This window comes from Agriterribacter sp., from assembly GCF_035444585.1.
GTDB lineage: Bacteria > Bacteroidota > Bacteroidia > Chitinophagales > Chitinophagaceae > Agriterribacter.
Window position 1 is genome coordinate 1 of the sequence record NZ_DAOMOZ010000134.1, and the last position, 13,674, is coordinate 13,674.

The 13,674-nt window shown below is 42.8% G+C and carries 15 protein-coding genes and 1 pseudogene; 9 read left to right on the forward strand and 7 right to left on the reverse strand.

Features of this window, described 5'->3' with window-relative positions; translation table 11 throughout:
- The 3 genes and pseudogenes from PLH26_RS14145 to PLH26_RS14155 all read right to left on the reverse strand — a co-directional run.
- A pseudogene (locus PLH26_RS14145) lies at nt 1-388 on the reverse strand (sugar phosphate isomerase/epimerase); the annotation flags it as partial.
- A 209-nt stretch (nt 389-597) separates the two neighbouring features.
- Nucleotides 598-1,821 carry a hypothetical protein gene (locus tag PLH26_RS14150; RefSeq protein ID WP_324586680.1) on the reverse strand — a complete coding sequence of 408 codons (1,224 nt, stop codon included), beginning with the start codon at nt 1,819-1,821 and terminating at the stop codon, nt 598-600.
- Nucleotides 1,822-1,847: 26 nt separating this feature from the next.
- Nucleotides 1,848-2,906 (reverse strand): aldose 1-epimerase family protein, encoded by a 1,059-nt coding sequence (locus tag PLH26_RS14155; RefSeq protein ID WP_324586681.1) that lies wholly within the window; start codon nt 2,904-2,906, stop codon nt 1,848-1,850.
- A gap of 426 nt (nt 2,907-3,332) precedes the next feature.
- On the opposite strand from PLH26_RS14155, the gene PLH26_RS14160 reads away from it, so the two are divergent.
- Nucleotides 3,333-4,109, forward strand: a complete 777-nt coding sequence (locus tag PLH26_RS14160) for a 3-keto-disaccharide hydrolase (protein ID WP_324586682.1) — start codon at nt 3,333-3,335, stop codon at nt 4,107-4,109.
- 78 nt (nt 4,110-4,187) lie between these two features.
- On the opposite strand, the gene PLH26_RS14165 is transcribed toward PLH26_RS14160, so the two are convergent.
- From PLH26_RS14165 to PLH26_RS14175, 3 genes are all read right to left on the reverse strand, one after another.
- The gene (locus PLH26_RS14165; RefSeq protein ID WP_324586683.1) at nt 4,188-4,349 is read right to left on the reverse strand and encodes a hypothetical protein; all 162 of its coding nucleotides are present in this window, start codon (nt 4,347-4,349) and stop codon (nt 4,188-4,190) included.
- A gap of 30 nt (nt 4,350-4,379) precedes the next feature.
- A complete protein-coding gene (locus PLH26_RS14170) occupies nt 4,380-4,706 on the reverse strand; it encodes a four-helix bundle copper-binding protein (protein ID WP_324586684.1) in 327 nt (108 codons plus the stop codon).
- Nucleotides 4,707-4,959: 253 nt separating this feature from the next.
- Nucleotides 4,960-5,472, reverse strand: a complete 513-nt coding sequence (locus tag PLH26_RS14175) for a hypothetical protein (RefSeq protein WP_324586685.1) — start codon at nt 5,470-5,472, stop codon at nt 4,960-4,962.
- A 519-nt stretch (nt 5,473-5,991) separates the two neighbouring features.
- Between PLH26_RS14175 and ku the strand changes: the two genes are divergently transcribed.
- On the forward strand, nt 5,992-6,768 hold the full coding sequence (gene ku, locus PLH26_RS14180) for a non-homologous end joining protein Ku (RefSeq protein ID WP_324586686.1): 777 nt from the start codon (nt 5,992-5,994) through the stop codon (nt 6,766-6,768).
- 53 nt (nt 6,769-6,821) lie between these two features.
- Nucleotides 6,822-7,712 carry a non-homologous end-joining DNA ligase gene (gene ligD, locus PLH26_RS14185; protein WP_324586687.1) on the forward strand — a complete coding sequence of 297 codons (891 nt, stop codon included), beginning with the start codon at nt 6,822-6,824 and terminating at the stop codon, nt 7,710-7,712.
- Nucleotides 7,713-7,757: 45 nt separating this feature from the next.
- Here the strand turns inward: ligD and PLH26_RS14190 are convergent, their stop codons facing one another.
- On the reverse strand, nt 7,758-8,111 hold the full coding sequence (locus tag PLH26_RS14190; RefSeq protein ID WP_324586688.1) for a hypothetical protein: 354 nt from the start codon (nt 8,109-8,111) through the stop codon (nt 7,758-7,760).
- Nucleotides 8,112-8,356: 245 nt separating this feature from the next.
- Between PLH26_RS14190 and PLH26_RS14195 the strand changes: the two genes are divergently transcribed.
- From PLH26_RS14195 to PLH26_RS14220, 6 genes are all read left to right on the forward strand, one after another.
- Nucleotides 8,357-9,118, forward strand: a complete 762-nt coding sequence (locus PLH26_RS14195; protein ID WP_324586689.1) for an oxygenase MpaB family protein — start codon at nt 8,357-8,359, stop codon at nt 9,116-9,118.
- A gap of 2 nt (nt 9,119-9,120) precedes the next feature.
- Nucleotides 9,121-9,984 (forward strand): CvfB family protein, encoded by an 864-nt coding sequence (locus PLH26_RS14200; protein ID WP_324586690.1) that lies wholly within the window; start codon nt 9,121-9,123, stop codon nt 9,982-9,984.
- Between the two features lie 66 nt (nt 9,985-10,050).
- A complete protein-coding gene (locus PLH26_RS14205) occupies nt 10,051-10,887 on the forward strand; it encodes a Gfo/Idh/MocA family protein (RefSeq protein WP_324586691.1) in 837 nt (278 codons plus the stop codon).
- Nucleotides 10,888-11,051: 164 nt separating this feature from the next.
- Nucleotides 11,052-12,518 (forward strand): ligand-binding sensor domain-containing protein, encoded by a 1,467-nt coding sequence (locus tag PLH26_RS14210; RefSeq protein ID WP_324586692.1) that lies wholly within the window; start codon nt 11,052-11,054, stop codon nt 12,516-12,518.
- 273 nt (nt 12,519-12,791) lie between these two features.
- Nucleotides 12,792-13,142, forward strand: a complete 351-nt coding sequence (locus tag PLH26_RS14215) for a DUF1801 domain-containing protein (RefSeq protein WP_324586694.1) — start codon at nt 12,792-12,794, stop codon at nt 13,140-13,142.
- Between the two features lie 29 nt (nt 13,143-13,171).
- On the forward strand, nt 13,172-13,570 hold the full coding sequence (locus tag PLH26_RS14220) for a hypothetical protein (protein WP_324586693.1): 399 nt from the start codon (nt 13,172-13,174) through the stop codon (nt 13,568-13,570).
- Nucleotides 13,571-13,674: the final 104 nt, after the last annotated feature.

Here is a 13,674-nt window from a genome sequence, read left to right on the forward strand (position 1 = left end):
AATCAATGCGTACGATGCCGTATTTGCGGATACCGATATCATTCAGCTTTTGCGCGAACACGCAGCTTTTGCGCACTTCCTCTAAAAATGTTTTGCGATCATCGGCAGTGCCCAATACCGGTCCGCCCCATATAGGAGCAACCACGCTTCCGATAACAAGATTGTGCCTGGCTACTTTATCTGCGAGCTTTTTAGGGCCGTCAGGATCACTCAGATCAATGGACGGATCAAACAAGCCTACATCCACACCATCGAACTTTACGCCGTTCACTTCTGCTTTGGCTGTATACTCAAGCATGGTTTCAATCAATAACGGCGGCTCGGAGTCCGGTCCCTTTCCTACTACGCCAGGCCATGTGGCATTGTGCAATTTTGGATAGTTGTTCATATCTTCTCGATTTATGATTTGTGATTTGTGATTTTTATCTATCACTGCTGTAAGATAACTATAATATGCCGGATCGGCTTTGTGAGCAACGGGATAGTCAAATGGTGAATAGTCAATGGTGAATAGTGAATAGCGCTTCTCACTTCTCACTTCTCACTTCTCACTTCTCACTTCTCACTTCTCACCTCTCACCATTGACTATTCACAATTCACTTTCCTCCCGGCCCCAGGTCAGGATTCCCTGGTCCAAAGTGTTTTAATATTACAATAGGATCAGTTGCCGAAGAGTTTACAATGGTAACGCCTTCCTGCGCCGCCTGCTCGCTCACAAAAAACTCGTCATCGGTCAATTGCCCGTAACGGATCAGCGCCGGGGTTTCTATATCCCAAACCCCAAACTTTCCATGACCCTGCATGGCAATAATGCCATAGGCGCCGCTATCTTTTATCGTTACCGTTGCACCCGGAAGAACCGTCAGTTCTTTTGCACTGAAGGCATCCGATTTGTAGCAGATCCAGTTCTCTATATAACCCTGTGCTTCCATCTCATTCAATGGTTTCACGGGTTTGGGTGCCATAAACCTGTTCTGGTATTGATCGGGGTCTACGTTCAGTTCCCAGTCAATTACTTCTATCAATGCATCATAATCGCCTATGCGGTCTGCAGGCGTATCTTTCCAAAGCAGTTCTTCAGGAACGATGGCCTCATTCACCAGGCTTTGGTACATAGCGAACACATCAGAGGCTTTTTGTGGTTCGTAAGTGCACAAGCTGCCGGGTGCATGCAATAATCCCGGAGGCACATCCCAGCCGGTGCCCGGTTGCAGGCGGTAAGCTTGTGAAAAGTTCGTGATCTTATTATCACCTTTGCTGAAGTTCATCAAACATTCTTTGATCTGCTCTTTGGAGGTGCCCGGCGCAATACCCATAAAAGTATATGGAAAATCGCCTCCATGATTATTTAGCTGCGGCGGGAAATAATAAGCTTCCGGTTTCCCTGCCTGTCCTACCAGTGCTGCCTTTTCATCATTGTGATGGATATGGTGGGGGAGTGGTCCCATATTGTCGAAAAACTTTGAATACATGGGCCAGGATCCATATTCCTTCCACAGTCTTTCACCGATGAGAGCGCCTTTGAGCTCGCTCACGGCATCTCTCAGTAATATTTGCACCGTTTTTGATCCGTCGTTAAATACAACAGGACTTAATCCTTCATTTTCGCCGGTGAGGGGCCCGTTTTTTGCCGGTGTGGTGGAGGAGAACCAGCGTTCGTCTATACCTCCGCGTTGCCCACCCAGTACATAGTAATCATCGGGATGTAATTTGATCCTTCTTCCCGGCACGCAAAACGACCTGGGCACCCAGGTTGGCGCCAAACGCAGAATTCCTTTTCCCTGGTCCAAAGCTTTTTGTGCTACACTTAATTTTTCCATTGTGTGAAATTGAAATTGGTTTTTAATCAGCTATCATATGTTTTTAAAAAATTGCCAATGTGTTCCTGCCGGTGCAAGACTTCTAAGCGCAGGTCGTATTGCCGCGTTTCACCGGGGGCAAGATAAATGAGTGTACCCTGCTTTCTTGCCTGTGCCTGCCCGATGGGCGGATGTGTTCCCGGTTCAAGCCCAGTAACATATTCACCCTTTCCCCAATGCTGCCAGTTGGTTAACCAGGGCAGTTGCGTCTTTGAAAAACGGATGCTAACGGCGATGCCTAACTGCGCATTGTATAAGCCGCATACAGCCTGTCCGTTGCTATCTGATGCAATATCAATAAAAGCGGCTTCTTCCCCGCCGCCGCTATGTTCATCCAAAGGTGCCATGCAGGCGCAGAAATCATTTCCTTTCGTAAATATTTTGGGATTGGCATCGCGGGCCTGCCATTGCCCGTTCCATATCAATCTTGAACCCTCATCTGCCAGCGGCCAACCCAGATTGCAATGATACAGCAGCATGTGCGGGGCAGCAGTGTTGCCCCTGTTGCTTACCTCATCATGAATGTGAATGAATGCCTCCCCGAGTTTTCCTGAAATTGTTCGCCGCAGCTCAAGCCGGGTACCCAATGCCTGGCTTTCTTTTATTATGCCGGTTATGCTCATTTCCATTTTGCCTCCAACAGGATCGGGTTGTATTACAGATTCGATAGCTGCGGGGATATTGCTTATTGCCCCGTGTAATCCGCGTTCACCATATTCATCCGACTCGCGCCCGCCCACATGGGTTAACCCGCAGGTAGTAACCAATCCGCCACCAAATGTTTTAAGCCAGTTTGCTCCTTTATTTGAAAAAGGCTGTGGAGCGCTAACGCCCGAATGGCTGAGCCATGCCAGGCTGTGCTGGTTATAGAACGCATCTGCAATATCCATTGCACGGTCAATAACCACTTTATAGCGCAAACCGGTACCGGTATTGATCCATGCAATACGGGTGTCCCGTGATAAGCCATTATCCAGTACCGCCGTTTCAATACCGCCCAACTGTGTGTATGTGGAAATTTTATCCGTCCAGGTGTGATTTGCCAAGCCGTTATTTTTAAGCAATCATTAATTTTAATTGAGGTTCTAATGTAGGAAAATCCCCCGACAAAAAAAGTAGATATAGAGAGTTAATGTTAACTTTTCCTCCTTCTCTTTTGCAATAAAAGCAGGGCAGAAAACAGGTATGGATTTTTACTCGTCTGCAATCAAGTCTCACAAGCTGTTTAACTCATGTACAATGCGGGTTTGAAGCATGACCACGTGCTGTTGCAGCATTCAGTTTTGGGGCGTTGCCACCGGTTATTTTTGCGGCGTCCTGTCCTGTGCCGTCCTGTGCCGGATACGCTGCAAACGGCAGTTATACATGCGGGTATTCACTACGGAAAAAGTATATAAGCAATTGTTTTGTGCTGTCCTGATTTTTTTCTTAGCTTGTTGCGGTATACAAATTTTACCTTTAAAAAAACAAAAATGGCAAGAAAAATTAACTACTGCTTTGGGATAATGATTGCAGGTCTTATAATGAGTAGTTGTAACCCGGGTGCAACTCCGGATAATGAACAAACAGAAGCCGATACTGCAGTTGCTGCAACGGATGATGGATTTAAACAAATATTTGACGGCAAAACACTTGATGGATGGGAAGGTGACACCGCTTACTGGAGGGCGGAAGATGGGAGCCTGGTAGGCGAGGTAACGCCCGACAGGCTTTTAAAAAGCAATACATTTATTATTTACCAGGGAGGCAATCCAAAAGATTTTGAATTGAAGCTGGAATTTAAGATAACCGAAGCCGGCAACAGCGGCATCAATTACAGAAGCGAGGTATTTCCGGGTGTGCCTCATGCATTAAAAGGGTACCAGGCAGACATTGACGGAAAAAACAATTATACGGGACAGAATTATGAAGAACGCGGGCGTACCACACTCGCCTACCGCGGCCAAAAAGTAACGATCCCCAATACAGAAGGCAAATCTGAAAAAAATGCGTGGACTGCTGCTGTGGTTGACGGATCGCTGGGCAGTTCCGATTCATTAAAAGCGCTGATCAAATCGAATGACTGGAATACATGTCATTTGATCGTAAAAGGCAATCATTTGCAACATTATATCAATGACGTTTTGATGAGTGATGTAACGGATGATGATACCACTCACCGCAAGATGGAAGGATTACTGGGTATACAGGTGCATGTGGGTCCGCCTATGCAGGTGCAATACCGCAATATCATGTTAAAGAATTTATAGACGATACTATGTAAATCTTTTTCAGGCAGGTCATTTCAGCTAAATGAGATGACCTGCTTTTTTTCTTCTCCTCCCTGGTCAGTCGTATCCTTTTACAATCCTGAAAAGGAATACAACAATGCCTGCCGCCATGCTGACATATATAATGGCGGGCGGAAGGCCCAATAAAAGATAGCCCAGGTAAGAAACAGTAAACAGGACGATTACCAGCAGGTACGTTAAATGAGAATTGGACGACATGCTTGCCGAGTTTGATAAAGCTCAATAATATTATGCTGCCACCGTGCCGACGCACTCTTCCGCACAATAGCGACAGGCTGCCGCGCATTTTTTGCAATGATCCATGGTGTGCTTTTCACATTCTTCCGCACATGCATTACATATGTCGGCGCACAACCTGCAGGTTTCATGAGCAAATTTGCTGTCCATGCTCATCAGCGTTGCTGCTGCTTTGCAGATGGCCGCGCATTCAAGATCGGTGCGGATGCAGGCCGCCATTGCCTTAACGTCTTTTTCCTGCAGGCATGATGAAGCACAATGTTCGCAGGCCGCGATACAATCCATGCAGGCTTCAATACAACTTTGATAGTTATTCATAATTTTTTTAGAAAATACCACAAACATTAAACCATTTATTGATCATCCCGGGCTGTAAAAAAACCGGGAACTTTTTTAATTCCCGGCTGATTGATTGCCTTATATAAGTTAGCAGCAATGGTTTACGTGAAGTTCAGATAAGGTTGTAATGGTCTTATATCATTTGCCGCACCCCTGTTCTTCTCTGATCCCGGTTATATATCCAATAATGCTGCCAAACACTCCGGTGAAATGATTATTCAATACAATTCTGTTATACCGCCTGCTGCTGCACAGCAACCGGCCTCCAATTCAATGAAAAAGACAAAGGATTTATGCCCAGCAGCCATTGATAAACCTGGGTTATAAAACCTTTTATGCCCTTTCGGGGCAACGGCTGCTTCCATTCGTAATAGCGTATATTTTCCATTTTTAATTTTATGATAATAATATTTTCTTTTTTCAAAGCATCTATGCTTTCCTGCCAGTGCATTAACTGATTCAACAGCCCGTTATCGTTCAGCAAAGTGGCGCAGCCCTGCACTTCCATGAAAAATGGTTTTCCTTTTTTATAAAATTTCAACAGTGCGGGAAAATGCATTTCATCTTCAGTAAGACTGTATTCGGGGCGCTGGATCAGCGTGTATAAATTGCCCGCCTCATCTATTTTAAGCACATTGATGATGGTTGCCGGAATGCGGGCTATTGTTGTATTCATGCAATAAAACAATGCGCTGCCTATCTCGTAGATCCTTTGATTAAGAAAGAGCATGTTATGGTGCGACATACTACGGTTTTAAAGTAACTGTTCAAAAGTGATGCCCCAACAGCAATTGCACTGTTGCGGGTATACCTTCCTTCAAAACATTCAGAGTTGACTTTACATGGGTGGGCGGTGCAGGCAACTGTTGATTTGAAAACAGACCAACGGATATTTAAAAGTTACCCGGTTTTACAGGGGTGCGGATCAAAAGGAAAATTATGGGTAATATTTTCTACAAAGGCATGTGGAGTAATTTTCTCCTCTTCTGCCCTGCGTATCTTTTTCAGTAGGTTATAGAAAGTGTATCGGGTGCGCTCATACGGGCAGCGTATAAAAGGGTTTTAGCGAAGGCCAAAACCCTTTCTCCCTTTGCAGATTCTGTTTAGCTGTCATTATCTCTATCAAACACTACAGGTAGATCCGTGTTGGATCACCGGTAAGGGAAGTGAAGTAAGTATTTCAAAAATGATGCCCTGTTGCTCCGGAAAACCTCACCGACACTTTTGATGGCATAATATTTCATATACATAGAGAAAAACCGATATGAAGGCAATCTGGACAGGGGCCATAGGATTTGGTCTCGTAAATATCCCTGTTAAATTATACAGCGCCGTTCAGCAAAGCGAGCTCGACCTCGACATGCTTGATAAAAAAGATCATGCGAACATTAAGTTCAAAAGAGTAAATGCCAATACCGGCAGGGAAGTAGCCTGGGAAAATATTATCAGGGGTTATAAAATGGATGACCGCTATGTAATACTGGACCCCGAAGATTTTGAAAAAGCCAGTCCCGAAAAAACAAAAACGATTTCTATTGATGCTTTTGTAAATGAAAAAGAAATTGAAGGGATCTATTATGAAATGCCGTATTACCTGCAGCCCGAAAAAGCCGGTGTAAGAGCGTACGCTTTGCTGCGCGATGCATTAAAAAAAACGGGGAAAGCCGGGTTGGGCACCTTTGTATTGCGAAACAGGGAAAGCCTTGTACTGGTTAAGCCTGCCGGCGATATTTTATTATTGAATAAAATCCGTTTCGCACAGGAGATCAGGGATACGGGTGAAATTAAAGTACCAGGTACTCAAAGCAAACCTGCAGAGCTGAAAATGGCCGTTCAGCTTATTCAGCAGTTGACAACGGATTTTGATATAAAAAAATACAAAGACACTTATACTGAAAAACTGATGAAGCTGATCAAAGCAAAAGCCAAAGGCAAAAAGGTGACTGCCCCTGCTTTGCGCGTAGCACACTCCCGCAGCCGCGACCTGATGTCGCAGTTAAAAGCCAGCCTGGGAACTACTGCCAAACGAAAAGCTTCATAAGCAATGGACAGGTGACATAGGCGAACATGAAAAACGAAAGTAAAACCCGGAGCATGAAAAAGCAGCAACTTCATTTAACAAGTCTGGATAAGGTTTACTGGCCGGAGGAAGGGATCACAAAAGGCGATCTGATCGCATATTATAAAACAATGGCTCCATTTATTCTGCCGTACCTGAAAAACCGGCCGCTTTCGTTGAAACGAAATCCGAACGGAATAATTGATGAAGGGTTTTACCAGAAAGACGCGGGCGAACTTGCACCGGACTGGATAAAGACCGAGGCGGTATATGCTGAATCTTCCGATAAGATGGTTCACTACCTGGTATGTAATAATGCAAAAAGCCTGTTGTTTATTGCTAACCTGGGTTGCATTGAAATGAATCCCTGGAATTCGGTTATTGCGAGAGCGGATCATCCCGATTACCTGGTAATTGATATTGATCCTTCTGAAAAGAATACATTTGAAGAAGTAATTGATGTGGCGCTCGTTATCAAAACAATACTGGACAAAGCCAATGTTGAGGGATGCTGCAAAACTTCGGGAGCAAGCGGCATGCATGTGTATATTCCCTGTAATAAAAAATACCGCTATGAGGAGGTGAGAGCCTTTGCTAAAACTATAGCCACCCTGGTACATGAGCAACTGCCGCGTATTACTACCGTTGAGCGTTCATTGGCTAAACGCGAAAAAAGCGAAATATATATTGATTACCTGCAGAACAGCATCGGGCAAACGCTGGCCTGTGCTTACAGTGTGCGGCCGAAGTCCCTGGCAACCGTATCTGCACCATTGGAGTGGAAAGAGGTGAAGTATGGATTAAGACCCGAACAGTTTACACTTAAAAACATGGATGAAAGGGTTAAGCGGAAAGGCGACCTTTTTACGCCTGTTCTGGGAAAGGGAATGAATATGAAAGCAGCGCTGAAGCTGCTGAACACATAAGCATACGGAAATGGATTGTCGCCTGGTTAACGGATCAATGGGTCATTACTGCCTGTCCGTCTCACCCGAAACATCTTTTTTTGAAATATCTTCCACCTCTTTCATAAACTTATTTACTTTAAGATCTGCATAGGGGCCATAGGCATCTACGAGGGTGCCTTTAACACCATCGGAAGTTTCAATGGCATACAGTATCGAATTATCTGCCGGGTCGCTGGCGCCTTCAAAACGATAAAAATTTACCACATGGATCTGGTGAGGTGTATAGGTTTTTTCACTTTGCATAGAAAGCAGCCCTTTTTCTGCAGCCCTGAAGTCCTCGGTATAGCCATCGGACAAAAGTTTATTCAAACATAATGTCAGCGTCTTCATATCTTCTGTTGTTGCATTCTTTATCATGGTTATTTATTTTAATGGCTGTATATGCGGTTATTTAGCGTGATCACAAACATTAAATGATTAAAAATCATACCAATTCACGATTCGTTGAGCCTGATGGAAAAGACCTGGGGCCAAAAGCAGGAACTGAGCAAATTATTCTACAGCTCAAGGCGCTATAATGCGTGGCGCATTTTTGTTTTGCAAAAAAGCCGGCACGAATAGAAAAAATTAATTTACTTTGTATCTCAAAGTGCTTTTTGATCATGGAATATTTTACAGAGCGGGATTCTATTGTAAGGAAGATATGGGGCAGGGCAGATACCGTATTGTTCATTTTTGCCGGGGCTGCTGCTGAATTTGCATTGAACAAATCGGTGGACTGGTTGTATTTTACGGGAAAGCTTCCTGCAGATCCGATAGGCCGCTTGTTTTCTACCGTAGGTTATGCGCGGCAGATCATTTTTTCCGGGAAGGAGAAGGCTTATGCAGCCATTGATAAAATGTCGAAAATCCATTCGGCAGTGGAATCATCGCGCGGAATGACTATACCGGATCATGCTTACCGCGATGTATTGTTCATGCTGATCCATTATTCTATAGCTGCCTTTGAAATGCTGGAAAGAAAATTAACCCTGCCCGAAAAGGAAGAAATAGTGGAAGTTTTTTGTGTTGTGGGTGAACGGATGAAAATACCGGGACTTCCGGCCGGATATAATGAATGGGAAGCAATACACGGCAGGCATCTTGAGCATGACCTGCGCAAAAGCGATTACACTACCGACTTGTATAAGCAGTACAGGCGAAGTCTTGGAAAGATGCGTTACCTGGTTTTGCTGGAAGTGCAGAAACACCTTGTTCCGCTTCGGGTGAAGACATTGTTGCAACTGAACGGGCCATCCTTATTATCGCCTGCCCTTTTTCTTTACAAAATATGCCGGGCACTTGGAATGGAATGGCTGCTGAAATCGCTTTTATTGCCCCCGGCGTATATAAAGCAGGTTAAAGCGCTTGAATACAAAACTTGATAGTGAAAGCCATATCTTTATCGTTTATGATCAAACCGGGAGCATACAATTTACTGAAAGTGATCCGGGCAGTTGCCATCGGCGTATACCTTGATGATGGGAAGGAGGGTATTTTGCTGCCCAAAAGATATGTGCCCGAAGGAACAAAGGTGGGCGATATGCTGACTGTGTTTATCTACCACGATTCTGAAAGCCGTGTTATAGCCACCACACAGCAGCCTGCAGGCATAGTAGGTGATATTGTAATGCTGCCGGTAGTGTCTGTTACACCACAGGGTGCCTTCATGGATTGGGGATTGCAGAAAGATCTTTTTGTTCCAAAATCAAAACAGCGTGTGCGCATGCACGTAGGTGAAAAATACCTTGTAAAAATATATCTTGATGAACAAACGGGAAGAGTAGCGGCTACGGAAAAAATTGATGCATTTCTGGACAATGAAATGCTTACAGTGAAAGAAATGGAAATGGTTGATCTGGTGGTTTACCGCCGCACGGATATCGGCTATCTTGTGATCATCAACAACAGGCATACGGGTGTGCTGCATTACAATGAAGTGTTCAGGGATATGGAACCCGGTGACAAATTAAAGGGGTTCATTAAAAACATAAACGAAGAGCATAAAATAGATGTTGTAGCCGGCAAACCGGGTTATGAAAAAGTGACGGATGAGGCCGGTAAGATCATGCGTTTGCTTGAAGAGAACAACGGCTACCTGCCGTACAATGATAAATCGGATCCCGGTGATATTTACAGCTTCTTCGGCATGAGCAAAAAAACCTTTAAAATGACAACCGGTAGTTTGTATAAGCAGCAAAAGATCGTGTTTACCCAAACAGGGATCAGGCTGACGGATCCAGCATCCTAAACTAAAAACCATAAACTATAAATTGTGTTCCTTCCGTAACTTCATCCTGCTCAAAAAGCCAAAGCTTTGTACGAAGCAGGTGAAATAGGAAAGCTGAATTGTATAGAAGCTTCTTACGACCGGCACAGTGCAATAGGCGCATGGCAGTATACGATGCCAACCGATGGTTCTCCCGAAACAGTAGACTGGGATCGTTATATTGCCGGTATGCCCGCGCAACCTTATGATGCAAAGCAATTTTTCTGGTGGAGGAATTACAGGGCATTTGGAACAGGCGTAGCGGGCGACCTGTTCGTGCACCTGCTAACGGGCATACATATGATCACAGGAGCAAAAGGCCCGGCGAGGATTTTTGCTTCGGGTGAAACAAGTTACTGGAAAGACGGGCGGGATGTGCCGGATGTGATGACTGCCATAATGGATTATCCTAAAACGAAAGAACACCCTGCATTTCAGCTCACATTGCGGGTTAATTTTTCAAGCGGGATGGGCGATCGTTCTGTGATACGCCTGATTGGTGATGAAGGTGCAATGGAATTGGGTAATGCATTGACCATAACGCATGATCTTTTGCCCAAGGCCCCGGGAATCGGGGGATGGGATGCGCTGGCAACTTATCCCAAACAAATGCAGGAAAAGTTATTGCAGGCATACAATGAGAAGTATTCAAAAAAAGACAGGGAAAAGCCCGGAAAGCCTGCCATAAGGTATACCGTGCCTGAGGGGCATGATGCACATGTGGCTCATTTTACCAATTTCTTTGAGGCCATACGCACAGGCAGAAGCGTAATAGAAGATCCTGTATTTGGATTCCGGGCCGCCGCGCCATGCCTGGCCTGCAACGACAGCTATTTTGGAAAAAAGATAGTGGAATGGGATCCTGTAAAGATGGAGTTGAAATAGGTACTTACCGGGTAAGGAATATATTTGTTGGTTGTTGTAAACGCTTGGAAGCGACTATAAGTGTTTACAAGCGTTTAGAAGTGTTTAAAAATAAACTAAGGTGCACAGATCGAAATGTTACCAGCAATATTAAAACGACACACTACAATAAATAAACAGAGTAAATGAGAAAAACGCTTTTTATCCTTTTCGCAAGTTTGACACTTCAGGCAAATGCACAAAACTTATTCCCGATAAAACTCGAAAATTGTAAGACTGAAAAGTTTTGCCTTGATTGTGGAGACATAAAAGCAGGTTATGAAGAAAATGAGTTTACGATACTGCAAGACAAACTGAACAAGGAATTGAACTTACAAGGAATAAAAGGTGCTGTAAAATTTCAAGTTCTTGTTGATGCAAAAGGTCGAGCTTGTGTGTTAAGTCATACAGACCAATCAAACAATCCTATTTCATTGAAAATTATTGAAGAACTTAACAAGTTCAAGAAATGGACACCTGCCATTACAAGTGGGAAGAAAGAAGAAAAATCTTCCATTAATTTGATTTTCGTAATAAACGACAACAAAATTTCAGGACAGATTGAACGAGTTGATATGAACGCTTTTAAAAAATCGTTTGACGCCCCAAAAAATCCTGAGATTTTCAATACAACTTATGACTATAAAAACGAAAATTTTAAGAATTATAAAATAACTGTTTGGAACGATAAAAATTCAAATCTTCCAAACAATATGAACGACAATATCACAATAGACAAAAACGGACTTATTTGGCTTACTGTAGATGAAGGCTTAGTAACGTTTGACGGAAAAGAATTTAAGAATGCCGAACAAAACATAACAGACAAAGGAAAGTTCTTTGCCTATTACGCATTGTCAACAGACAATAATAATGTTAAGTGGGTTTATGGGAAAAATAATATTTACAGTTTTGACAATGCAAAATGGACAAAGTATGACTCAACCGATATTGGAATTGACGGAGCATATGAAATTGTTAATAATACACAGACAGGAGAAGTGTTTTTCTGTTCTGACGAAGGCTTGACAATTTACAAAGACGGAAAATGGACAAATCTAAATAAAAGCAAACTCAAAGACTTACCATCAAACAGAGTAACATTTGCAAAGAGAGATTCAAAAAACAGAATTTGGATTGGTACTTTTAGCGGAACAGCAATGATTGGCGAAAATAATCAAATAACAAATTTTGAAAACACAAATACCATTTTGAAAGGAAAGTGTATTACATCAATGGACGAAGATGAAAATAGTAATCTTTTTTTTACACTTTATGAGTTTGACAGAAAAGAGAAAGGAAAGGTAAACAATGACGAAGGAATTGCAGTTCGTTACGCAGATGGTACTTTTAAACAGTTCACAACCGAAAATTCAGGAATGCCATTTAACCATACGAATTGTGTTCTTTACGACAAAAATGAAAAAGTTCTTTGGATTTCGACTGACAGAGCCGGCTTAGTAAGATATGACTTAAAAGATGGTTGGGAAAATTATGACAATCAGAACTCTGACATTCCAACTTCATATATTTCAACAATGACTTTTGACAATAATGGAAACTTATATTTAGCGACACGACAAGGATTAGTAAAAATTGAAAGAAAACAATAAATACTGCTGGTAATAAGGTATTGCAAAAAGGGAGCTGAACGGCTTTGATTAGACATTTGTACAAGGTTCAGCTTTCGTTCTCCGATTGAATTCTTGCGCTAAGGATCCCCGCATTCGGCAATACCTAAAACGTTGGCAGTCATTGTAGCGGGCAACTGAACTGACGCGAAACGGCTTATAAAAAGACAATAGAAAATGGGCATGTTGAAAATTATAAGAGACCCCAAAGTGAACCAGGTGTTTGCCACGTATCCTGATAATGTTCGGGATAAAATGCTTTTTTTGAGAGAGTTGGTTATAGAAACAGCAGAAGAAACCGAAGGACTAAAAGAGCTTGAGGAAACTTTAAAATGGGGCGGGCCAAGTTTTGTGACGAAGAACGGCAGCACCTTGCGAATGGACTGGAAAACAAAATCACCTGACCAATACGCTATGTATTTTCAATGCACAAGCCGGCTTGTAGAAACATTCAGGCTTGTTTTTGACGACAAGTTCCAATTTGAAGGGAATAGGGCAATTGTTTTTCAACTTAATCAGAAAATCCCGGTTAATGAACTAAAAGAATGCATCAAAGCCTCACTGTCTTACCATAGCGTAAAACACTTATTGACATTGGGAATTTGAACGACAGGAACGACACAACAAAAATAGATATGGCATATCCTGTAAAAAATATCAGTATTTCAATAGATAAATCAGCAGACAAAGTTTATCAGTTTGCTTCAAGTCCCGAAAACTTTCCGCTTTGGGTAGAATTTATCAAGTCTATGACCAAAGAGACGGAAAACCTTTGGTTAGCAGAAACGGATTTGGGTAATATCAAAATTCAATTCGTTCCTAAAAATGAATTTGGAATTATAGACCATTTGGTAATTCTTCCTGACACTTCAACAGTAAACAACTCAATGAGGGTTATTGACAACGGAACAGGAAGTGAATTAGTTTTCACTTTGTTTTGGATGCCAAACAGGACAGAAGAAGAATTTAATCAAGACGCAAAATTGGTTGAAAAAGACCTGACGAAAATTAAAACGATACTTGAAACAAAATAACAACGACCTGTCATCGTATTGGCAATAGGCGGGCACCAACGTTAGCGGTCATTCCCCATTTTTCCCAAACGAAAATAATTTCTCGTGCTAACGGGTGACCCAAA